This window comes from Streptomyces sp. NPDC107538, assembly GCF_055657445.1.
Genome location: NZ_JBVKAY010000010.1, coordinates 81384 through 103355, shown reverse-complemented (window position 1 = coordinate 103355; position 21972 = coordinate 81384). Strand labels below are relative to the sequence as shown.

Genomic DNA, 21972 nt, shown 5'->3' with positions numbered 1-21972 from the left:
CAATCGCCGCATGCCGACCACCGCGGAGCAGTTGCTCTCCGCTCTCGAACCGCTGTCGTTCCCCGCCCGGCTCACCCTGACGGCGCGGACCGCCCGCGGGCTCGCGGAGGAGGGCGCGCTCGCCCCGCTGCTGAGCGAGCTGGACGGGCGCGAACCGTACGAGCGGCGGCTCGCGGCGTTCGCGGCCCTCGTCGGACGGGACGCGGGGTTCCTCGCGGAGCGGCTCGCCGATCCGGACCCGGTCGTCGCCGGGTACGCGCGGCGCGCGGCACGCGAACTGGCCGTACCGGACCGGGCGGTGGAGGCGGCGTACGACGACGCGCCGGCCGTCCTGCGCGGTCGGCTGGCCCGGCTGCTCGCCGCCGGAGACCGCACCGCGCTCGCCGAGCGGCTGGTGGGGCGGCTGCGCGCGGAGTGGGGCGACGCCGAGGCCGCGCGGCTGCTGCCGGCCTGCTCCACCCCGTTCGTGGCACGGGAGTTGCCGGGGCTCGCGCACGCCGTCGACCACTGGACGCGGCTCGCCTCCCGGCATCCCGACCCGGTGCTGGACCACGCCGAACGGACCCTGGCCGACCGGGCCGGCGGACAGCGGCGCGACGACTGGTGGCGTCTGCACGCCACCACGGTCGCGGCCCTCGCCCCGCTGCGTCCCGAGCGGGTGACGACCCTGCTGGAGCGGCTCGGCCCCGGCAGTCTGCCGCCCGCCCTGAACGTCGCACTGGGTCCCCTCGTCACCGCCGACGCCGACCGGGTCATCCGCTGGATCACCTCCGCCGACCGCCGGGAACAGCGCCACGAGCCGCTGCCGCCGCCGGGGGTGCTGCGCCGGCTCGTGCGGGCCGAGCCCGCGTCGCTGACCGCGCTGGGCCGCCACTGGCTGAACCGCAGCGGGCACTTCGCCGCGCTGGTGAAGGCCATGGCACCCGGCCGGCGCCCCGCGTTCGTGGACGCGGTCGCGGAGGGAGGCACGGTGTGGAGCCCGGCGCTGAGCGTCCTCGGGCTGCTGCCGCGCGAGCGCCGCTGGGCCGAAGTCCGGCTGGCGGTGGCCGAGTTCGACGGCACCGACTACTGGTGGGACGAGCTGGACACCCTCGCCCACGGCCCGCTCGACGAGGCACGCGCCGATCTGCTCGCGGCGATCGGGCGGTCCGACGCCGACGACCGGGCCACCGCCTGGCCGCTGTTCGTGGCCTGCGCCGCCCGCGACGGCGGCCGGGCGGCGATCACCGAGCTGCTCACCACGGCGGGCCGCCGCCTGCGCAACGACCGGGACCCGGTACGCGCCGCCGCGCTCGGCGCGCTCGCCGAGGCCCATCCGCGCCTCTTCGCCGCCGACCACGCCCCGCTGCTGGACACGCTCGCCATCGACGCCCTGGAGGCCCGGGACAGCTCGGCCGACACCCTGACGGCGCTGCGCACCCTCGCCGTACGACTGCTCGTCGAGCATGCGACGGACGAGCCCCGCGTGGCGGACGAGGCCCAGGACGCGGACGAGGCCCGCGCGACGGACGAGGAGCAGGTCACCGAGGGGCGGGCGGCCCTGCGGGAGTGGGCGTTGCGCACCCTGGAGCGGCTCACGAGCCGGGTCGGGGTGCCCGACCTCGGCCCGCTCCACCGGGTCCTGCGCCGGGGCCAGGAGCACCAGGTCGTCGAGGCCCTGCGCCCGTGGCTCGACGCCGGGGCCGGGCGGGCCGACTTCCGGCTGCTGCTGGGCCTGACCGCCGCCCTCGGCCCGCGCGCCCGGCGCCTGCCCGAACTCCAGCACCGCCTGGCCACGGCACTGGAGCGTGGCGACGACGAGACGTTCCGGGAGGCCGCCGGCCTGTGGCTGGCCGCCCCCGCGACCCGCGACGAACGGGTCACCGCCATCGTCGCCCTCGAACCGTCGGCCGTGGTCCTCCCGCCCGTACGACGGGTGTTGAGCCGACGGCGCACGGACCTGCTGGACACCCTGCTCGGCGAGGCCCCGCCGTACGGCCGCTTCCTGGTCGACGGCGCCCGGCGCCCGCTGCCGGACCTCGGCGACAGCGACCGCTGGCTGCCGAGTCAGCACCGGGCGGCGGTCCGGCTGGTCGCGCGGGCGGTCGCCGACCGCTCGCTTCCGCTCGACGAACGGGCCGCCCTGATCCGGGCCGCCGCGCCGGTCCCGGGGTTCGGGCGTGCCCTGGCGCTCGCGCACAAGGACGACCCGGAGGTGCTCGTCGCCGAGGCCGCGCTCGGCGCGCTGCCCTGGACCGACCGGCCGCACGCCACCCTGCCCGCCCTGCTCGAACAGGCGGGCGGCGACCGGGCCAGGGTCGCCGTGTACGCGGCGGCCCGCGCCGCCCGTTTCACCGCCCCGTCCGAACTCGCTCTCGCCCTGGACGAGTTGCTCACCGGGGAACGGCCCGCGAAGGTCACCGCCCGGAAGGAGGCCGTACGGCTCGCCGCCCGCTTCCTGCCGCCCCGCCGGGCGGTCGCCCTGCTGGCGGGCGCCTTCCACGCCACCGACCGCCACCCGGACGTGCGGGCCGCCGTCGTCCGCGCCCTGCCGCCGCTGCTCGACGAGCCGGAGGCACGGCGGCTGCTGGCGGACGCCGCACGCGACGACAGCCAGGCCGTGCACGAAGCCCTCCTGGCCGTCACCCCCTGGGAGTTGGCTGAGGCGCACCGCCACGACTACGCGGCCGTGATCGTCGCGGCATACGACACCGCCCTCGCGCTCACCGAGGGCTTCGGCGGCGGGTACGCCCTGCTGCGGGCCATGGGGGTGTGGTGCGGCCACTCGCCCGAACTGGCCGTCCGGATCTCCCGGACCGCCTGCGACCTCGGCGACCGCAGGGACTGGCGGCACGCGGAGTATGTGCTGCGCGATCTGGCCGCCTCCGGGCTGCCGCATCCCGTGGGCGGTGTCGCGCCGGGCAGCGTGTTCCACGGCGCGGTGGCCGGGTTGCTGGCCGCGATGCGCACGGCGGAGGGCGGCGCGGACGCCCTGGAGGGCCGTGACCTGCCGGCATTGCAGCGGCTCCGGCACCTGACGTCGCTCGGGTACGTCGACGGAGTGGGCCCCGAGCTGCTGGAGGCGGTCGCCGCCCAGCTGGCGCCGGAGCCCCTGCTCGCGGCGGAACGCGCCCAGTTGCTGGGGCAGTTGGTCGACCACACGGCGGAGCCCGAGGCACTGCTCCGACGACTGCGGGACCTGGCCGAGGCCCTGGAGGGCGCCGGGGTGACGGCCGCGGTGCACACGGCCGACCGGTTGCGGCCGTCCTCGGCGTTCCGTGTTCACCGGGAGCGGGCGGAAGCCCTGCTGACCGCGGCCGAGCGTTTCGCGCGCGACGGCGGCACCACGACGGGCCTGCTGGCGGTCGGCCTGGTGAAGGGGACAGGCATCCCCCTCGGCTGGCCCGACGAGTGGCGGTCGCTGCTGCGGCTGCTGCGCGGGCACGCGAACGCCGACGTACGCCACGAGGCGTACCGGACCCTGACCGAGAACGAATGACCGCCCGGCGCGGGGAAGGACCCGCCCGCGGGACAGGGCAGTCATCGGACATGCGCCCGGACGACTGGCACTGGCATCTCACCCACGACCTCGACTACTTCCTCGCGCGCGCCGGAGCCTTCCTGCGCTCACGCCCGGTCCGGCACACCGTGCAGCTGACCGTGACCGAGACCCTGCGCCTCCGCGGCACGGACGCGTACGGCACCGAGGCGCCGGTCCTGGGCGTGCTGGAGCGGTCGGGCGAGGTGCGCGCCACCCTGTTCCACACCCCGCCCCACCGTCTGAACCTCTCCCCGCTCACTCCCGGGCAGACCGACACCCTCGCCGCGTTTCTGGCCGGTCTCGGCCACGCCCTGCCCGGCGTCGGCGGGGACCACGCCACCGCCACCGCCTTCGCGCGGGCCTGGCGGCGGTATACCGGAGCGACGCCGGCCCTGCGTGAACGGCAGCGCCTGTACCGCCTCGGCACCCTCACCCCACCGAGGCCGCTTCCGCCGGGCCGGGCCCGGGTCGCCGGCGAGCGGGACCGCGAGCGGCTCGTCCGCTGGCACGGCGAGTTCGCCATCGCCATCGGACAGTCACGCGCCCCGGAGGCCGCCGCCCGGGCCGCCGCCCTCTTCACCGCACGGCACGTCACCCTCTGGGAGACCCCCGACGGCGACCCCGCCTCCATGGTGGGCCTCAGCCCGATGACCGCCGGTCAGATCCAGGTGGGTCCCGTCTACACCCCGGCCCCGCTGCGTGGCCGTGGCTATGCCGCCGCCGCGACGGCCGAGGCGAGCCGGGCGGCACGCGAGGCGGGCGCGAGTGAGGTCGTGCTCTTCACGGACCTGGCCAACCCCACCAGCAACGCCCTCTACCGACGCATCGGCTATGTCCCGGTCACCGACTTCGCCGTGTACGACTTCTCGGACGTCGCGCCGGAAGCTGGTTGATGCCCCCGGCCATCGTCTCCGTGCCGCACAGGCCCGCCCGGGGTCAGGTCCGCGACCGGGCGGCGTACTCGACCACGGCCGTCTCGGGAGCCGTCGGCCTGCGCAGCAGGAGCAGGGCCGCGTCGTCGTGCAGCCGGCCGCCGACATGGGTGAGCAGTTCGTCGTGGAGGGCCGTCAGGGTGTGCGCGGGCTCGTCGGACAGGTGGTGCGCCAGCCGCTCGGCCAGCGGGTAGAAGGCGCGGTCGCGGTCCCGGGCCTCCGTGACCCCGTCCGTGTAGAGCAGCAGCTGGTCCTCGTCGCCGAACGGCAGGGTCTGCAGCGTGGGGATCTCGCCGGTGAGGGCACGCAGCCCCAGGGGCGGGGCCGGACACGCGGGTTCCACCGGGACGACGGCGGAGCCGCGCACCAGCAGTGGCGGCGCGTGCCCGCAGTTGACCAGCTCCAGCTCGCCCGGCCGGGGGTGCCCGGCGACCACGGCGGTCACGAAGTCGTCGCAGCGGAGATTGCGCGCGAGACTGCGCTCGATCCGGTCGACGACGGCGAGGAGATCGGGCTCCTCGTACGCCGCCTCGCGGAACACCCCGAGCACCAGCGCGGCTATCCCGACGGCGGGCAGCCCCTTGCCGCGCACATCGCCGACGATCATGCGCACGCCGTACGGGGTGGGGACCAGGGCGTACAGGTCTCCGCCGATCCGGGCCTCCGCGGCGGCGGCGCTGTAGCGGACGGCCACCTGGAACGGGCCGACGGTCGCCGGGACGGGCTGGAGCAGGGCGTGCTGGGCGGCCTCGGCGACCGAGCGGACGGCGGCGAGCACCCGCTCGCGCCGCCCGCGCAACGCGCTGGCCAGACCGCTCGCCAGGGTCACGGCCACCAGCGCGGACAGCACGGAGGCCAGCTCGTGGCCCGGCGCGCCGTCGCGCACGCCGAGCATCGCGCCCAGCACCCCGGCGAGGAGTCCGACACAGAGCACTCCGCGCGGTCCGCTGGTGGTGGCGGCCAGCGCGGGCCCGGCGGCGAGCAGCGGCAGCCAGGTCAGCCCGGCCCCGCCGAGGAGGCCGACGACCACGATCGCGGAGACGATCAGGACGGGGAGCGCGGGGGTACCCGAGGCCAGCTGTGCGGCGATCCGGCCGCGGGCCGCCCTCTCCGGTGCGGACGCCCGCCTCCCGGCCGGCCGGATCGGCCCGTGGTCGCCGCCAAGCTCTCGGGTGTGACTCATGTATCGCCCGCCAGTCCTCACCTGTGCGCGGAGCATGACGCTCCGGAAATGTCGTCGATTGACCGTTTCATCCAGGAAAGAGGATCGGCCCGGGTGTCACAAGGAGCCGGTTTTCAGATAGTGAGCGACAGGCCCCTGGTCACTCGGCTCGCGGTCGGCAGCAGCCGCGCCCGGACCTCCTCCAGCCGGGAGAGCCGGTCCGCCCGCAGGGAGACACCGAGCGAGCCGAGCGTGTCCCCGCTGTACACGGGCACCGCGATGCAGACCGTGCCGAGGGAGTACTCCTCCAGGTCCGTGACGGCCGGTGCCACGGGGGAGGAGTCCAGGCGCCGCAGCAGCTCCGGGGCGTCGGTGATGGTCCGCGGGGTGAGGTCGGCCAGGTGGTGCCGGGAGAGATAGTCCTTGCGGGACTCCGCGTCCAGCTCGCGCAGCACCGACTTGCCGAGCGCGGTGGCGTGCCCGGCGTCCTCGAACCCCACCCAGAGGTCGACCCGGGGCGCCCGCGCGCTGTCCACGATCTCGGCGACACGGATCTCGCCGTCCTCGTAGAAGGTGAGGTAGGCGGCGCTGGTCAGCTCGTCCCGCAGCGCGGCGAGTGTCGGCCGGACCCGGCTGAGCAGTGCCTGCCCCCGGCCGGTGGAGTGCAGCGCCTGCACCTTGTCACCGAGGACGAATCCGCCGTCGGCGAGTTTGCGCAGGTAGCCGTCGTGGACCAGGGTCCGCAGCAGGTGGTAGGCAGTGGCCAGCGGCAGCCCCGTCTCCCGGGCCAGCTGTTTCGCGGGCGCGCCGTTCTCGTGCGCGCCCACCGCCTCCAGCAGGCGGAAGGCCCGCTGCACGGACGTGATGAGCGTGGGGCCGGGCCCATCGTGCACAGCCATACGACCAGCGTGCGCCGGGCGAGCGGCGCGGGCAAGCGCCGCCGGGGCCGGCCGCGTGGGTAGGCGCCGCTGTGGCCGTCGGCGGGGGCTAGCGCCGCCAGGTCCACCGGCACGGGCAAGCGCTGCCGGGTCCGCCAGCACGGGCAGGCGCTGCCGGTTCGCTGGCATAGGCGAGCGCCGCCGCGGCCGCCGGCATAGGCGAGCGCTGCCGGGTCCGCCAGCGCGGGCGGGCGCCGCTGTGGCCGTCGGCATGGGCAAGCGCTGCCGGTTCGCTGGCATAGGCTAGCGCCGCTGTGGCCGTCGGTACGGGCAGGCGCTGCCGGGTCCGCCCGCACGGGCAGGCGCTGCCGGGTCCGCCCGCACGGGCAGGCGCCGCCGGGCCCTCCGGCACGGGCAGGCGCTGCCGGGTCCGCCCGCACGGGCGAGCGCCGCCGTGGCCGCCGGCATAGGCGAGCGCTGCCGGGTCCGCCGGCGCGGGTGAGCGCCGCTGTGGCCGTCGGCATGGGCCGGTGCCGCCGGGTCCGCCTGCACGGGCAGGCGCCGCCCGGTCCGTCCGGTCGTTCGCCCGGCGGTCACTTCCAGTCGTACGCGTACGCGGCGACCCAGGTGATGTCCAGTTGGGCGCTGCTGTCGGGGGCCGCGCTCGGTCCCTCCAGGGCGCTTTCGTTCTGCAGCACCCAGGACAGGGGTCGGTTCGGCACGTCCCGGGTGTCGTGGCCGACCTGGCGGCCGTCCACGAAGAAGCGCACATGGCCGGGCGTCCACTCCGTCGACACGGTGTGCCACTCGGTCCAGTCGTCGTCGCCGGGGAAGTAGCCCTGCTCGCCGCCGCCGCAGGGATGGTGGAAGGCGGTCAGGTCACCGGTCCACTCGCCCTCGGGATGGTCCATCTCGCAGCCCCCGCCGTAGTGCAGCCACGCGGACTTGTAGCCCGGGGCGAGCTTCGTCACCTTGATACGGGCGCTGTACTTGCCGTACCTCATCTGCATGACGGCACGCGGTACCACTGCGGCGGCGTGCACGGGACCCCCGTCGGCGGGCCGCCACATGCGGATGAACATCCGGCCGTCGCCGTTCTCCGCAGGGCCCACGCTCACGGTGTCCTCGGGGTGGTAGACACCCACGACGTCCCGGCCCCGGTCGTTGGCGGTGTCCCGCCAACCGGTCGGATACGCCCACCAGTTGTCGCGGTACGTCCCGCGCAGGCCCCCGCAGTACGCGGCGGACGTGTCGACGCGGTGCTCGCAGTCGCTGAACGCGCCCAGCGGCACCCGGTCGCCGTCGAAGTCCTCCGCGAGGACCTGCCAGAAGGGCCCGCAGTCGCCCCGGGGCAGCCCGGTGCCCGCGGCACGGCAGGCGTCGGCCGACACGGGCGCTCCCTCGGCCCGCGGCACCCCGACGAGCGCCACCAGGAGCATCAGGCTCATGGAGGGCCACAGGGCCCGTCCACGACGTTTCGGTGCCGCGTGCGAACCCATCGGCGATGCCCCCTTCGACCCCCTGCGGTATGGGTGGTGCGAGGGAGCATCCTCACGGCGGGCCCGCCCCGGCGCCATCCCCGGAACGGGCCGCCCGGCGGAGGGCGGCCCTCCGTTGGTGAGGACGCCGGAGGTGTCGCCCGCCCGGAACTCGGTACTCCGCACGGAGGCAGGAAACGGTCGACCGTCCCCGGAGGCGATCATGAGTGACGAGAACATGGCGGACGACGCCTACCAGCCCACCGACGGCAACGAGGAGCAGGAGGACGCGGCCCCGCTCGACCTCCAGGACGCGGTCGACGAACGCACGTACGACGACATCCTGGACGAGGGCTACTCGCCGCCGGAGAAGCCCCTGGGCGTGACCAGGAGCGGCACCACGGCGGCCGAGCAGCACGAGGGGGAGTCCCTCGACGACAGGCTGCGGCAGGAGGTCCCCGACGTGGCCGTACCGGCCGGGGACGGGATCGGCGACCTCCCGGACGGCGAGGGCGAACCCGTCGACCCGGAGGCGGGCGCGGACCGCGCCGGCCGTCTGGTCGCGCCCGACGAGGGCGCGCACCCGCACACCACCAAGGAACTCGTCGCCGAGGACGAGGGCATCGACGGCGGAGCGGCCGGCGCCGAGGAGGCGGCGATGCACGTCGTCCCCGACGACCGGCTGCCGTGACCGGCCGGACGTGTCGAATGCGGGGGTGCCCGATCGACGTAAGGGTGAAAGGCAGGACCTCACCGGACCGCAGGAGCACCCCTCATGAGCGTGATCGTGACCGTGGACATGGCCATCTCCCTGGACGGATACGTCGCCGGGACCGGCGTCTCCCCCGACAACCCGGGAGGTGACGGCGCCGAGCCGCTCTTCGAGTGGATCCACGGGCTGGCGAGCTGGCGCGAGCGGCAGGGCATGACCGGCGGGGAGGAGAACCGCGACTCCGAGCTGATGCGCGAGTGGTTCGACGCCACCGGAGCCGTGGTCATGGGGCGGACCATGTACGACCTGGGCGAGGAGTTCTGGGGCGACAACCCGCCGTTCCGCACCCCCGTCTTCGTGCTCACCCACCGGCCCCGGCCGACCCTGGTCAAGGAGGGCGGCACCACCTTCACCTTCGTCACCGACGGCGTCCACGCCGCCCTCGACCGCGCGCGGGCCGCGGCCGGTGACCGGAACGTCGACATCGCGGGCGGCGCGACCACGGTGCGCCAGTACCTCCGCGCGGGGCTCGTCGACGAACTGCACCTGCACGTCGTGCCCGTCCTCCTCGGAGCGGGGCTGCGGCTCTTCGACGACCTGGGCCCGGGGCGGCGCGACCTCGAAGCGGTGCGGGTGGTCCACACCCCTCTCGCCACCCACCTGAGGTACCGCTTGTGACGGGGATCACGCCGGAGGGAAAACCCGTCGCGTGAACCCCGCGTCTAGTCGGTGTGAGAGCGATCAGGAAGGCACCGGCGGAGCCGGACGAGGAGCGTCTCGTCCGGCTCGTGGCCAGGGGTGACCGCGCGGCGTTCGAGGAGCTGTACCGCCGTACGGCGCCGTGGCTGGCGGTGCGGCTGCGGCGCCGCTGCGCGGACGAGCAGATCGTCGCCGAGGTCATGCAGGAGACGTATCTGGCGGTGTGGCGCGCGGCCGGCGCGTTCGCCGGGGCCGCGGTCGGGGGGAGTGCCGTCGGCTGGCTCTGGACCATCGCGGCCCGCCGTCTCGTCGACGCGTTCCGCCGCCGGGCCCACCACGCGGAGCCGCCGCCCGCGGCCGCCGCCCATCCCGTGGCACCCGCCGCCGAGGACGAGGCCCTGGCGGCCACCGTCGGCGGCGACGTCGGGGACGCGCTGCGCCGGCTCGCGCCCGAACTCAGGGAAGTACTGCAGGCCATGGTGCTCGACGGACTGACCGTCCGGGAGACCTCGGTCCTGCTCGGCGTGCCCGAGGGCACGGTCAAGACCCGCGCCCGCCGGGCCCGGACCGAGATGCGGAAGGCCCTGGCATGAGTGTGGAACACGCGTCGACGCGGCTCATCGACCGATACGCGCGCGGTGACACGGACATCGCCGCCGACGAGGTGTGGGCCCTGGAGGCCCATCTGGAGGCGTGCCGGAGCTGCCGGGACCGCCTGTCGGCCGCCACCGCGACGGCCGCGCCCGCCGTGACGGACCTGGTCGGCACCGTCTGGTCCGACCTCGTCCCGCAGCTGGCCGCCGTCCCGCCCATGCCCCGCCGCCGGCGCTGGTCGGCCCGGCTGTCGAGATGGCTGACCCCGACCATGGCGCCCTGGCTGGCCATGGTCATGAGCGTGACCCTGCTCGCCCTGCTGTTCGACGTCGTCGACCCGGGCACCGGCCCCGGCTCCGGCACGGTGTCGCCGGTGCTGCTGCTCGCCCCCGTCCTGCCCGTGCTCGGCGTCGCGGCGTCCTGGGCACGCGGCCTGGACCCGGCGTACGAACTGACGGCCTCCGTGCCCCGGGCCGGGCTCCCCCTGGTGCTGCGGCGCACCACCGCCGTGCTCGCCGTGGTCGTCCCCGCGCTGCTGGCGGGCGGCTGGCTGACCGGGGTGACGGCCGCCCAGTGGCTGCTGCCCTGCCTGGCGTTCACCTCGACGACCCTGGCGCTCGGCGGGCTCGTAGGCGTCACCCGCGCCGCCGTCGCGCTGACCGCCGTGTGGGCCGCCGTGGTGCTGGCCCCGACCCTGGCCACCAGCCGGACGCCCTACGCCCTGCACACGGACGGACTGCCCGTGTGGGGCCTGATCCTCACCCTCGGCATCGGTGTCGTCATCGCCCGCAGGGGCGCGTACGCCGAGCTGGGGGCCCATCGATGACCGAAGCGACGGCCGAAGCGACGACCGAAGCGACGACCTATACGACGACCGATACGACGGCCGAAGCGACGACCAATTCCATGACCGAACGGAAGGAACACCACGTGATGTCCGCGGTGAGCGCGGCCGATCTCGCGCCGACGCCCTACGCCTGGGAGATCCGGGCCACGGGACTGAAGGTGCGGGTCGGCCGGAAACGGATGGCCGTCGACGGGCTCGACCTGTCGCTGGGCACCGGAGTGCACGGCCTGCTCGGACCCAACGGGGCCGGCAAGACCACCCTCATCCGGGCGCTGGCCACCGTGCTGCGCCCCGCCGAAGGCACCCTGGAACTGCTCGGCGAGTCCACCGGCGGTCTCGGCGAACACCGGGCGCTGCGCCGCCGGATCGGCTATCTGCCGCAGGAGTTCGGCTACTACAAGCGGTTCACGGTGCGCGAGTTCGTCGAGTACATGGCATGGCTGAAGGAGGTCCCCAAGGCGGACATCCCGGCGGCCGTGCAGCGCGCCGTGGAACGGGTCGGCCTCGCGGACCGCGCCGACGACCGGATGAAGACCCTGTCGGGCGGCATGGTGCGCCGCGTCGGCATCGCCCAGGCCATCGTCAACGACCCCGCGATCCTGCTCCTCGACGAGCCGACCGTCGGCCTCGACCCGGCCCAACGGCTGCGGTTCCGCGAGCTGTTGCAGGAACTGGGCACCGACACCTGTGTCGTCGTGTCGACCCATCTGGTGGAGGACGTCGCCGCCGCCTGCACCGACGTGGTGCTGTTCGCCGAGGGCCGGCTGGTCTTCCAGGGCACCCCGGACGAACTGGCCGCCGCGGGCGGACCCGAGCACGTGGGCGACAGCCCGTTGGAACGCGGCTACTCGGCGCTGCTGCTCGACCCCCGGCAGGGAAGGGGCACCTGGTGAACGGCCGTGTCCTGCGCATCGAACTGAGACGCTCCGTCGCCCCCTGGACCGGCGCCGCGACCCTCACCCTTGCCCTGGGGTTCCTGTACCTGGTGAGCGGACCGTGGTGGAAGGGCGACGCGCTGTGGACGGCCCAGTGGACCTCCATGGCCCTGTGGACCCGCTATCTGCTGGCCTTCGTCTGGCCGCTCGCCGTGGCGCTGGGCGCCCTCCAAGGGCTGCGCGACCCCCGGTCGGGCATGTCCGAGCTGCTGACGAGCACCCCACGCCCCGCCCGGCACCGCGCGGCCACCACCGCCGGCGCCACGGTGATCACCCTGACCTCGGCCTTCGCGCTCGTCGTCCTCCTGGGCGCGGTCCAGGTGATCGGCACCGCCGAGTACACGCACCTCGGCTGGCTGCCGATCTCGCTGGTCGGCGTTCTGGCCCTTCTCGCGGGGGCCCTGCTGGGCATGGGGATCGGGCGGAGCCTGCCCTCCCCGCTGACCCCGCCCGCGCTGGCCGTGGCCGCCTTCGTCTTCGTCAACCTGCTGCGGATGTCGACGGACTCCGGACTGCCGACGGCGGTCGCCGCGCCCACCCGTGTCGCGCTGCTGTCACCGATGACGGCCGAGGTGCGGAACGTGTTCCTCACCCTCTCCGCCCCGGTGCACCTGGGCCAGACCGTCTGGCTGCTCGGCCTGGCCGTGACCGGCCTCGCGCTGCTGGCCGCCGCGACGCCGCGCGCCCGGCTGCTCGCCCTCGCACCCGTCCTGGCAGGCGCGGCGATCGCCCTGCTGCTCCTGCCCGCCGATCCGCGACGGGCGTACGTCGTCGACAAGGCCGCGGCGGCCCAGGTGTGCGACGGCCCGGTGTGCGTGGCGGCCGTGCACCGGGAACGGCTGGCCGGCCTCGCGGGCCCCGGGAAGAAGATGCTCCGCCTCCTGCGGGACGTCCTCGGCGGAGAGGCGCCGACGTCCGTCCGGGAGAGCACCGCCCTGCGCGCCATCGGCGACGCGCCGCGGCGCTCCCGCACGGCCGTGCTCGTGGACTTCGACGACGACGTCTTCGCCGACGCGGAGGGCGAGCGGCTGACGCGGGCCCTCCTCGGGCAGGGCCTGGTGCCGGTCTGCTCCGCCCGCAGCGCCCAGGAGAGCGGCACGATCGGCGAGCTCGCCGCCCAGGCCGTCGTGGCGGGCTGGATCCTCGGGGATCTCCAGCCGTTCGACGCCGCCCTGCACGCGACGGGCGACCAACTCGACACGGCCCGCCCGGTGTTGACGGAGCTGAAGGCGCTGCCGTGGTCCGAACAGATCGCACGCGTCAAGAAGGCGCACACCGCCGCCGTGTCCTGCTCGGGCGACCCGCTCGGCATCCTGGACGGCGGTACGGCCCGGTGAGATGGCTGACGCTGTACGCGCGCTCCCGGCAGGTGCCCGCGGCGCTCGCCGCGGTGGTGACGGGCACGGTGGCGGTCTGGGCGCTGGCCGCCCGGGACGGCGGCGGACCGGTCGATCCGCGGATGCCCGTACTGGTCCTCGTCGCGGCGGTGACGGTCGCCTCGGCAGGGCTCGGCGGGCAGGACCTCGCGCTGGACCGCACGGCCGCGATCGGCTGGCGGCCCCGCAGAGCGGCGCACGTCCTGCTCATCGGCACGGTCGCCGCCGCCGTGCTCCTCGCGGTGCAGGCCCTGGGCGGGGCGGAACTGGCAGGTACCGCGTTCGTCGTCCGCGACAGCGCGGGGCTGATGGGCCTCGCCGCGCTGGGAGCGGTGCTGTGCGGGGCGCACCACGCGTGGACCCTGCCCGTCGCCTGGCTGTCGTTCACGGTCTTCGCCCCGCCCCCGACGAACCTCCCGGCGCGGGTGGCGACCTGGATGCTCCTGCCGCCCGGCACACCCACGGCCGGCTGGACGGCCCTCACCCTCGCACTCACCGGGACAGCGGCGTACGCCTTCGCGGGCCCGCGACGGTAGCCGCCCGGGGGCGGGGACGGCACGCCTCAGATCCAGGTGTCGAGCCACATACGGACCTGCCAGTCGGGATACGGGATCGTGAGGCCCGTGTAGATCGGGAAGAAGTAGATGAAATTCCAGGCGACGAGCAGGACCAGGGTCCCCGCGACCATCGCTCCCCGCGTCCGGCGGTCGGCGGTCGCGCCCGGCGGACCCAGCAGCGCCCCCAGGGTCATCGCGACGGCCAGACACAGATACGGCACGAAGACGACGGCGTAGAAGGAGAAGATCGTGCGGTCCTGGTACAGGAACCACGGCAGATAGCCCGCGCCCACCGCGCAGAGCACGGCGCCCGCGCGCCAGTCGCGGCGCAGCGCCCACCGGAACAGCAGATACACGAGGGCACCGCACGCCGACCACCACAGCACCGGCGTACCCAGCGCGACGATCGCCTGCGAGCAGCCGGTGATCGCGTGGCAGCCGGCCTCGCCCGGCTCGGGCGACCGGTAGGAGAACAGCACGGGACGGCCGAGGACCAGCCAACTCCACGGGTTGGACTCGTACTTGTGGAACGCGTCCAGGTCCACGTTGAACCGGTAGACGGCGGACTCGTAGTGCCACAGGCTGCGCAGCGGCGCCGGTATCCAGGACCAGACGCCGCCGCGGCCGTCCGCCCAGTGCCTGCCGTAGCCGTCGTCGGACAGGAACCAGCCGGTCCACGTCGTCACGTACGTCACGACGGCGACCGGGGCGAGCGACAGCGCCGACGGGCCGAGGTCCTTGCGCAGCACGGCCCGGTACGGCCGGCGGGCCCCCGCGACCCGGCGGGCGCCGACGTCCCACAGCAGGGTCAGGACCATGAAGAAGGCCAGGAAGTACAGGCCGTTCCACTTGGTCGAGGCGGCCAGCCCCAGACAGACACCGGCCGCGAGCCGCCAGGGCCGCCACCCCGTCCCGGCGCGGTCGCCGGTGTCCGCGTCCGGGCGGACGTGCCCGTCCTCGCCCACCGGCAGCGCCGCCGCGAGCCGGGCCCGCGCCCGGTCCCGGTCGATCAGCAGACAGCCGAAGGCGGCCAGGACGAAGAACATGACGACCAGGTCGAGCAGCGCGGTACGGCTCATCACGAAGTGCAGACCGTCCACGGCCAGCAGCGCACCGGCCAGACAGCCCAGGAACGTCGAACGGAACAGCCGGCGACCGATGCGGCACAGCATCAGCACGGACAGCGTGCCCAGCAGGGCCGGCATGAAGCGCCAGCCGAACGGTTCCAGACCGAACATCCACTCACCGAGGGCGATCACCCACTTCCCCGTCGGCGGGTGCGCGACGAAGCTCCCGGTGTCGGAGAGCGGGATCACCTGCGGGTCGGCCAGCACCTGCGGGTCGGCGACCTTGCGGTCCGGCCAGGTGCCCTCGTACCCGAGGCGCAGCAGCGACCAGGCGTCCTTGGCGTAGTAGGTCTCGTCGAAGGCGAGTTCGTGCGGGCGGTCCAGACGCCAGAAGCGAATCGTTCCGGCCAGCAGGGCGACGAGCAGCGGCCCCACCCAGCCCATCGCCCGCGCGATCCGGTACGCCGGCTCCGGGCCGAACCCCACCCGCTCCCACAGCCGGGTCGCCGGCTCGGGGAAGGGCGGCACCAGCCGTTCGCGGATGTCGCTCGGGGGGCGTCCGGCGTACCCGAACCGGCGTAGACGGTCGGTCCGGTCGAGGGGAGCCGTCGTCGAACGGGTGCCGTGGAGCATCGCGGTGAGGGAGTCCTTCGGGAGTCGCGGGCCGAGCGCCGCCGGAGGTCGGCACTCCCGAGATCGTAATGCGCACCCGCCCGTTGAGCGGATCGACACCGAACAGGCCCGGCCCGGCGCCGAGTTCACGACGGGCGTACGCGATCGTCTCGTCCCGCGCCCTTCCGTCCGTGCCCTTCCGTCCGCGCCCTTCCGTCCGTGCCCTTCCGCCCGCCCGCGGGCGCCCCGAATCCCGGATGCGACGCGGCACCGCGCCGTGGTGGGATGCGCGGCATGAGCGAGACGCTGCCCGCCCGCATCGAGCGGTACTACGCCACCGTGCCGACGCTGTTCGCCGACGTCGAGGACTTCGGCCCGCTGCGCCTGTACGTACGGAAGGAACCGGGCGCCCCCTACTACGGCGGACCCGGCCACGCGCAGCCCGTCGCCGGGCGGGAGCCGGCCGTCACCGCCGCCGACATCGCCCGCGTACGGGCCCGGCAGCGCGCGCTCGGTGTGCCGGAGGCGTTCGAGTGGCTGGCCGAGTCGGCGCCGGCGTTGCGCGCCGCGATCACGGCCGCCGGCCTCCCGGTGCTGGAGCGCCCCTTGCTGGTCCTGGATCCGGACCACCGGATCACCCCGCCCCCGCTGCCGCACGGCGTGACCCTCCGCCCCCTGACCGCCGACGACCCCGCGCTGCCCGCCGCCCTCGCCCTGCCACGGCTGGCCTTCGCGGACCAGGGGACCGCGGTGGGCACGGCGGGCCGCGCGGAGTTGTCGGCGGTGGCCGGGGAACTGATCGCGGACGGCACGGTGGCGACGGTGCGTCCCGCCCTGCGCGCCGGGCACAAGGTGCTGGTCGCCGCCGTCGCCGCGGACGGTACGCCGCTGGCCGTCGGCCACTACCACCCGGCGGACGGCACCACCGAGATCGGCGGCATCGGCACCCTCCCCACGGCCCGCCGCCAGGGCCTGGCCGCCGCCGTCACGGCCGCCCTGGCGGGGCACGCCCGCGACCACGGCGTGCGGACCGTCTTCCTCGCCTACGCGGAGGACGCCGTCGCCCGTCTCTACACCCGCCTGGGCTTCCGCCCCGCCGGGCGCACCCTGCTGATCGCCGGCCAGCCCGCGCGCTCGTAGGTGATCCGCGTGGTCCGGCCGTGCACCGCGTGGCTGGGCCGTTCGCGGGTACTCGGCACCGCGCCGCGAGGCCCACGGGGCCGACGGGTACGGATGGCGGCAGCGTTGCATCCAGGAGAGGAGCGAGGGACATGGGACACGGCGGAGACGTCATCGACGAACTGACCACGGACCACGGAGAAGTGGAGGAGATGTTCCGGCAGATCGAGGCACTGCCCTCCGGAGACCCCCAGCGCAAGCACTACGCGGACAAGGTCACCATCGAACTGGTGCGGCACTCGGTCGCCGAGGAGGCCTACCTCTATCCGGCGGTCCGCGAGCACGTCCAGGACGGTGACACGATCGCCGACCGGGAACTGGAGGACCACGCCGAGGCCGAGCGCACCCTGAAGGCACTGGAGCGGTGCGAGGCCGACGACCCGGACTTCGATCTGCTGATCGCCCAGCTGACGACCGAGATCAGGGCGCACATCCAGGACGAGGAGAACAACCTCTTCCCCCGGCTGCGCGCGGCGTGCTCGGCGGAGGCCCTGAACAGCCTCGGCGACAAGGTCCGCACTGCCAAGAAGACCGCGCCGACCCGGCCCCACCCGTCGGCCCCGGACACCCCTCCGGCCAACAAACTGCTCGCCCCGGGCATGGGTCTCGTCGACCGCATGCGCGACGCGCTGACCGGCCGGGGAAAGGACGACGACTGAGACGACCGGGACGGCGGGCACCGCGGCGCGGGCGCGTGGACCGCACGGCAAGGGGCCGGCGGAAACAGCTGAAACTGTTTCCGCCGGCCCCTCGCCGTGCCCCGTCCGCTCGCCCACGGAGGGGTCGCTCAGTCGTCACCCCTGACGATGTTCGAGTCCGCCCCGGCCTCCGTGGGACGGGCGCCGCCGCGGTCGGTGAGCGCGGGCAGACACATGCGCACACCCTTCCCGCTCCGGTGGCGGGCCTTCGCCCAGCCGCTCTCGCGGACGACGAGCTTCTCGACGGTGTGCGTGGTCACGGCGTCTCATCCTCTTCCGTCTCTTCGGCTTACGACCGGCCGGGTGCCCAGCGACGGAGCACCCAAACGAGGTGTGGGAAGCCGAGGCAGGGGGACTTGGTGGGCAGGTCGAGTCGACGGCATTCCCCTGGGGGCCGTCCCGACCCAGGCTTCTCTGGTTCTGACCACGTGCCGGAGGAGCCGCCCCTGGCACTCTCCGAGGGGACTCTCAGAGGCCGCCCTGTTCGCACACCCGGCGGGCGACGTCGCGGAGCTTGATGTTCTTCTCCTGCGAGAAGCGGCGCAGCACGTCGAACGCCTGCTCCTCGGTGAGGTGGTGGGCGCCCATGAGGATGCCCATGGCCTCGCCGATCACATGACGGGTGGCGACGGCCCGCTCCATCTGGGCGTAGGTGCGGGCGCTGGCGAAGGCGACCGCCGCGTGGGAGGCGAGCAGCCAGCCGGCCAGCTCGCTGACCTCGGTGAACGCGCCCGCCTCGCGCGAGTACAGGTTCAGGGCACCGAGATCCTTGTCATCGGTGAAGAGCAGGAAACCCATCATGCTGCCCACCCCGAGACGGTGGGCCCGCGGGGCGTAGGAGGGCCAGCGCGGCTCCTCGCCGGAGAGATCGGGGATACGGAAGACCTGCTCGCCCTCCGAGCTCTGGGCGGCGTCGAAGCAGGGTCCCTCCCGCAGCCGTTCCTGCAGCGCGTCGCTGTCGACCACCAGCTGGTCGGTGGGGGCCAGCGTCTCCACCGACGTGCCGTGCAGCACGAGGATGCCGGCCGCGTCACAGCCCTCCACCAGCTCCGTGGCCGAGGCGGTGATCCGCTCCAGGGTGCTGGCCACCGAGGGCTGCGCCAGGAGGTCCCGTGCCATCGACGCCATCTGCTGTGCGAACCGGTCCCAGTCCACACCGTCCTCCGCTTCACCCTCGTCCCGACAGTCCTCGTCTCCAGCCTCGCACGCGAACCCCGCGCGGAGGCGGCAACGACAGCCGCCTTCCCGCGCGGCGGCGGCGCATACCTGAGATCTGCATCGAAAGTGATGTTTTCATCAGGAATGTGTCACTCTCGACGCCGGGGCGGTGGCCGGTTGTTATCCGGTACTTATCCGGGTAGTAAACGGTCATTGTCGATTGATATCGCTCAACTTGGGCGCTGTTGATGGGGCGTCAATACCCTTCGGATACCGCGCGTCACCGACGAGACGCATGTCGGGCCATGTTCAGCAGGGGGGACTCATGGGATCCGTTGAGCGGCCGCGCCGCATCGTCGTGCCACCGGGCACCTCCGTGGCGCCCGACGCCCCACGTATCGCCGCGCCGCAAGCACCCGGACCCGCCGCCACCCGGCAGTTGTTCGCCACCCGGACACAGGAACTCCTCGGCCGCGTGCGCCGGTTGGACGCCGCGGTCGACGACGCCGCGGTCCGGGACATCGCCGCCTGGCTCCGCGAGGAGTACGTCGGCCGCGGCGCGCCGGTCCCCGTGGGATACGTCGCGCCGTGCTTGCTCGGCTCGCCCTACGTGGACCATCGGCTCGGCCTCGACGGGCGCATTCTGGGCCACTGCGCGGCCCACGACGTGATGCCCCCGCCGTTCGACGCCGCCCGCATGCTGGCCCGCTCGGGCGCGTACGCGTTCGTCGAGGTCTACACGGACGGGCTGGTCCTGCCCGTGCTGCCCGACGGCAGCGTCGTCAGGCCCTGAGCCGGCGCACCGCGCTGCACGACAACGGTACGGAACGGAACGGAGACGCGCGTGAGTGAGATCAACCTCGGCCCGATCGTCAACAGCATCAAGAGCCTCGAACGCCGACTGGAGAGCTCCGTCCGCTCGCTCGGCGGCCAGATCGAGCAGGTGGACGGGGAGGTCCGGGAGGTCAGAGCCGTTTCGGCGAAGACCCAGGACCGCCTGGAAGTGCTCTACGAGAAGTTCCTGGAACACGTCGGGAGAACCGAGCGCATCGCCGCCGCCCAGCGCGCCGAGACCCGGATCGTCGGGATCAAGGACGAGATCGAGCACAAGTTCGGGCATCACAAGGTGGTCCGCCGGACCGCGACCGGCATCCTCCAGGCGTTCGACACCGGTCTCGTCCAGGAGGAGACGGTCCGGCAGGTCAGCGAGGAGCTGATGATCCAGACACCGCGCTACTGGCTGGCCCCGGCCCTGGTCGGCCTGGCGGCCTGGGCGGGCGACGACGGGGACCTGTGCGCGCGGGCGGTCGAGGAGGCGTTCCGGCGCTCGACGTCGAAGACCTCCCTGTTCTTCGCGCTGATCCTGCGCCGCCAGGGCCGGCAGGAGGCCTCCGTGCGCTGGCTGCGGCACTATCTGGAGGGCCAGGACCCCCGGGTGCTCGGCCGCGAGTTCCAGGTGATCCTGGAGTGTGTGTCCCAGGGCGCCTTCGGGTCCCAGGGACGCCAGTTGCTCGGCCGCACCCTGGACGAATGGCGACAGCGCCTGCTGGACGACGAGACCGTACGCGCGGCCCAGGTGGGGCGCTGGCGGCAGGAGATCGACTCGCTGCGGGCCCCGTCCGCCGAGGAGGACTTCCCGCGCCTGGCCGACGTCAGCCCCCAGTGGCCGGTGCTCGACGACATCCTCGCCCGGGCCCGCGCGCACGAGGCGCTCCTCGACAGGTTCCGCACCCTCATGGAGAGCGAGATCCTCCCGGCGCACAACCTGGAGGACATGGTCGACGACATCCTCGACAACCTGGTCCGCAACTCGGACGAGGAGGAACTCCCGCTGCAGCGTCAGCTGTTGCTCAACGAGGCGATCGTGCGCCACGAGGGGGACGAGGAGGTCGCGCGGCAGGAGGCGGACATGCGGTCCGAGGCGCTGGACGAGACCCGCAACTACCTGAGCGTGCAGTCCGTCGCGGCCCTCGACCCCACGGCCGCGGGTGCCTCGCCCGCGGCCCAGCGGATGGCCGTCGCCTCGTGCCAGGAGTGGTTCGCCCAGGCGCACGCCGGGTTCAGCCGCGACTACCGGGCCGCCATGCCCCCCAAGATCGAGATCTCCCTGCGCAACACCTACGGCGTCGGCCACGGCACCCAGCGCTTCAAGCTGACCACCTGGACCAAGCCGCTCACCGACGACCTGCCGGAACTGGAGGCGTCCCTGACCCGGCACTGGACCGCCTACGTCGAGATGTACATCAAGTCGCTCGCCTACAACTACACCTCTCAACTCGCCCTCCTCGGCGCCACCGTCGCCGCGATCCTGATGGTCTTCCTCGGGGTCCACGTCGGCTTCGCCGTCCTCGCGGCGATCGCCGTCGGAGGCATCTGGGGAATCGTCCTGTACAACCGCACCGAAGCCGGGCGCACCGCACAGGAACAGGCCCGTGAACTGCTCGGCCGGCACATGCAGGACGCCCTCGGCCGGCTCAGGGGCGCCCACGCCGAACTCACCGACTGGCAACAGCAGTACTGGGCGGCCGACTTCGTGGAGGCCGAGGCCCGCACCTTCATCGCGTCCCTGAACACCGCCACCCACGCGCCCTCCCCGTTCGAGGGCCGCGTCGTGGGCGCCGGCGACTGAGTCGACCGGGACCACCGAGAGGACACGACCATGAGTGACGATCCCTCCTTCTCGTCGGACTCGACGCCCCCGTGGCTGAGGCCCGAGATCCCGGAGCACCTGCGGCCCTTCGCGGCGCCGCCCAGGCCCACCCGGACCCCCGCCGTCCCCGACCAGCGGGACGCCGACGCCGCGCCCGGGTCCGTACCGCCGCCCGCGCCGCCCGCTCCCTGGGCCACGTCCACCGCATCGCCGCCGGGGCGGCCCGTGCCCGATCCCGTCACCGGACGGCTGCGGCGGACCGTCACCGACCTGCCGGCCTGGGACCCCCTGCCGCCCGGCGAACAGCTCGTGCGCCGCCCGTCGAGGGACCTGTGAACCGCGCCCGGTGGGGAGGCGAGAGCGACTACCGGATCTGGGCCCGGACCCTGGACCGGTGGGCCGACGGCGACCGCACCGAACCCCTCCACCTGCCCCCGCTGGCCGCCGACGACCTGCCCGCCGACACCTGGCAGCGGCTGCTGGCCCGGATCGCCGCCGCTGTCGACCGGCGGCTGCAGAGCGGACTCGACCTGATGGTCCGTGAGGTGAACGACGCCACCGACGAGTTCTCCGTCGGACGGGCCCTCACCCGCGGCCGTGACGTGCTGCGCTCCGTCCGCTCCGTCATCACCCACACGAGCCTGCCCGCCGACTTCCGCCGCCGCATGGCGAGCCTCATGGACGACCACACCCGGCGGCTCCAGGAGGACCTCGAACGGAGCGTGCGGTCCCTGCTCGCGGACGGCGCGGACCCGCACGCCGTCGAGGCCCGCCGCCGCACCCTGCGGGACAACCCCCTCACCGCCGTGCTGTCCGAGCCCGCCGCCCCACCGCCCACCGGCTGGTACGAGCCCACCGGCGGACGGCGCATCGTCACCCCCGACTGACGAGACCAGCCGCAGGCACCACGGACGGCAC

General features: G+C 74.2%; 21 protein-coding genes. 15 read left to right on the top strand and 6 right to left on the bottom strand.

Annotated features, from left to right (window positions below; all coding sequences use genetic code 11):
- Nucleotides 1–10 precede the first annotated feature (10 nt).
- Both ACZ7MG_RS30825 and ACZ7MG_RS30820 read left to right on the top strand, forming a co-directional pair.
- Nucleotides 11–3478, top strand: coding sequence for a hypothetical protein (locus ACZ7MG_RS30825; RefSeq protein WP_471386845.1), 3468 nt, complete (start codon nucleotides 11–13; stop codon nucleotides 3476–3478).
- A 50-nt stretch (nucleotides 3479–3528) separates the two neighbouring features.
- Nucleotides 3529–4413 (top strand): GNAT family N-acetyltransferase, encoded by an 885-nt coding sequence (locus tag ACZ7MG_RS30820; RefSeq protein ID WP_471386848.1) that lies wholly within the window; start codon nucleotides 3529–3531, stop codon nucleotides 4411–4413.
- Between the two features lie 43 nt (nucleotides 4414–4456).
- Here ACZ7MG_RS30820 and ACZ7MG_RS30815 read toward each other — a convergent pair whose 3' ends face one another.
- The 3 genes from ACZ7MG_RS30815 to ACZ7MG_RS30805 form a co-directional block, all read right to left on the bottom strand.
- Nucleotides 4457–5635 (bottom strand): PP2C family protein-serine/threonine phosphatase, encoded by a 1179-nt coding sequence (locus tag ACZ7MG_RS30815; RefSeq protein WP_471386851.1) that lies wholly within the window; start codon nucleotides 5633–5635, stop codon nucleotides 4457–4459.
- A gap of 113 nt (nucleotides 5636–5748) precedes the next feature.
- Nucleotides 5749–6513: an IclR family transcriptional regulator gene (locus ACZ7MG_RS30810; RefSeq protein WP_471386854.1), complete on the bottom strand. Its 765-nt coding sequence runs from the start codon at nucleotides 6511–6513 to the stop codon at nucleotides 5749–5751.
- Between the two features lie 572 nt (nucleotides 6514–7085).
- The gene (locus ACZ7MG_RS30805; RefSeq protein WP_471386857.1) at nucleotides 7086–7940 is read right to left on the bottom strand and encodes a glycoside hydrolase family 16 protein; all 855 of its coding nucleotides are present in this window, start codon (nucleotides 7938–7940) and stop codon (nucleotides 7086–7088) included.
- A gap of 253 nt (nucleotides 7941–8193) precedes the next feature.
- Between ACZ7MG_RS30805 and ACZ7MG_RS30800 the strand changes: the two genes are divergently transcribed.
- The 7 genes from ACZ7MG_RS30800 (at nucleotide 8194) to ACZ7MG_RS30770 (ending at nucleotide 13669) form a co-directional block, all read left to right on the top strand.
- Complete coding sequence (locus ACZ7MG_RS30800) at nucleotides 8194–8661, top strand: DUF5709 domain-containing protein (protein WP_471386860.1); 468 nt, start codon at nucleotides 8194–8196, stop codon at nucleotides 8659–8661.
- A gap of 90 nt (nucleotides 8662–8751) precedes the next feature.
- The gene (locus ACZ7MG_RS30795; protein ID WP_471387380.1) at nucleotides 8752–9360 is read left to right on the top strand and encodes a dihydrofolate reductase family protein; all 609 of its coding nucleotides are present in this window, start codon (nucleotides 8752–8754) and stop codon (nucleotides 9358–9360) included.
- Between the two features lie 53 nt (nucleotides 9361–9413).
- The gene (locus tag ACZ7MG_RS30790) at nucleotides 9414–9974 is read left to right on the top strand and encodes an RNA polymerase sigma factor (protein ID WP_471386863.1); all 561 of its coding nucleotides are present in this window, start codon (nucleotides 9414–9416) and stop codon (nucleotides 9972–9974) included.
- Nucleotides 9971–10801, top strand: a complete 831-nt coding sequence (locus ACZ7MG_RS30785; RefSeq protein WP_471386866.1) for a zf-HC2 domain-containing protein — start codon at nucleotides 9971–9973, stop codon at nucleotides 10799–10801. The genes ACZ7MG_RS30790 and ACZ7MG_RS30785 overlap by 4 nt, the downstream gene beginning before the upstream one ends.
- 80 nt (nucleotides 10802–10881) lie before the next feature.
- Nucleotides 10882–11715 carry an ABC transporter ATP-binding protein gene (locus ACZ7MG_RS30780; RefSeq protein ID WP_471387383.1) on the top strand — a complete coding sequence of 278 codons (834 nt, stop codon included), beginning with the start codon at nucleotides 10882–10884 and terminating at the stop codon, nucleotides 11713–11715.
- The gene (locus ACZ7MG_RS30775) at nucleotides 11712–13094 is read left to right on the top strand and encodes a hypothetical protein (protein WP_471386869.1); all 1383 of its coding nucleotides are present in this window, start codon (nucleotides 11712–11714) and stop codon (nucleotides 13092–13094) included. Before ACZ7MG_RS30780 ends, ACZ7MG_RS30775 begins: the two co-directional genes overlap by 4 nt.
- Nucleotides 13091–13669, top strand: a complete 579-nt coding sequence (locus ACZ7MG_RS30770) for a hypothetical protein (protein ID WP_471386872.1) — start codon at nucleotides 13091–13093, stop codon at nucleotides 13667–13669. Before ACZ7MG_RS30775 ends, ACZ7MG_RS30770 begins: the two co-directional genes overlap by 4 nt.
- Nucleotides 13670–13695: 26 nt before the next feature.
- On the opposite strand, the gene ACZ7MG_RS30765 is transcribed toward ACZ7MG_RS30770, so the two are convergent.
- A complete protein-coding gene (locus ACZ7MG_RS30765; protein ID WP_471386875.1) occupies nucleotides 13696–15390 on the bottom strand; it encodes a dolichyl-phosphate-mannose--protein mannosyltransferase in 1695 nt (564 codons plus the stop codon).
- Between the two features lie 273 nt (nucleotides 15391–15663).
- On the opposite strand from ACZ7MG_RS30765, the gene ACZ7MG_RS30760 reads away from it, so the two are divergent.
- Both ACZ7MG_RS30760 and ACZ7MG_RS30755 read left to right on the top strand, forming a co-directional pair.
- The gene (locus ACZ7MG_RS30760) at nucleotides 15664–16509 is read left to right on the top strand and encodes a GNAT family N-acetyltransferase (RefSeq protein WP_471386878.1); all 846 of its coding nucleotides are present in this window, start codon (nucleotides 15664–15666) and stop codon (nucleotides 16507–16509) included.
- Nucleotides 16510–16640: 131 nt separating this feature from the next.
- Nucleotides 16641–17207 (top strand): hemerythrin domain-containing protein, encoded by a 567-nt coding sequence (locus tag ACZ7MG_RS30755; protein WP_471386881.1) that lies wholly within the window; start codon nucleotides 16641–16643, stop codon nucleotides 17205–17207.
- 128 nt (nucleotides 17208–17335) lie between these two features.
- Here the strand turns inward: ACZ7MG_RS30755 and ACZ7MG_RS30750 are convergent, their stop codons facing one another.
- Together ACZ7MG_RS30750 and ACZ7MG_RS30745 are read right to left on the bottom strand one after the other, a co-directional pair.
- Complete coding sequence (locus tag ACZ7MG_RS30750; protein WP_471386883.1) at nucleotides 17336–17506, bottom strand: hypothetical protein; 171 nt, start codon at nucleotides 17504–17506, stop codon at nucleotides 17336–17338.
- A 208-nt stretch (nucleotides 17507–17714) separates the two neighbouring features.
- Nucleotides 17715–18401 carry an ANTAR domain-containing protein gene (locus ACZ7MG_RS30745; RefSeq protein WP_471386886.1) on the bottom strand — a complete coding sequence of 229 codons (687 nt, stop codon included), beginning with the start codon at nucleotides 18399–18401 and terminating at the stop codon, nucleotides 17715–17717.
- A 328-nt stretch (nucleotides 18402–18729) separates the two neighbouring features.
- Between ACZ7MG_RS30745 and ACZ7MG_RS30740 the strand changes: the two genes are divergently transcribed.
- Genes ACZ7MG_RS30740 through ACZ7MG_RS30725 form a run of 4 tightly spaced genes read left to right on the top strand, consistent with a single transcriptional unit; the run spans nucleotide 18730 to nucleotide 21941 of the window.
- The gene (locus ACZ7MG_RS30740; RefSeq protein ID WP_471386889.1) at nucleotides 18730–19197 is read left to right on the top strand and encodes a hypothetical protein; all 468 of its coding nucleotides are present in this window, start codon (nucleotides 18730–18732) and stop codon (nucleotides 19195–19197) included.
- A gap of 51 nt (nucleotides 19198–19248) precedes the next feature.
- On the top strand, nucleotides 19249–21033 hold the full coding sequence (locus ACZ7MG_RS30735) for a hypothetical protein (protein ID WP_471386892.1): 1785 nt from the start codon (nucleotides 19249–19251) through the stop codon (nucleotides 21031–21033).
- A 30-nt stretch (nucleotides 21034–21063) separates the two neighbouring features.
- Nucleotides 21064–21390, top strand: a complete 327-nt coding sequence (locus tag ACZ7MG_RS30730) for a hypothetical protein (protein ID WP_471386895.1) — start codon at nucleotides 21064–21066, stop codon at nucleotides 21388–21390.
- Complete coding sequence (locus ACZ7MG_RS30725) at nucleotides 21387–21941, top strand: hypothetical protein (protein ID WP_471386898.1); 555 nt, start codon at nucleotides 21387–21389, stop codon at nucleotides 21939–21941. Before ACZ7MG_RS30730 ends, ACZ7MG_RS30725 begins: the two co-directional genes overlap by 4 nt.
- The last annotated feature ends 31 nt before the right edge of the window (nucleotides 21942–21972 follow it).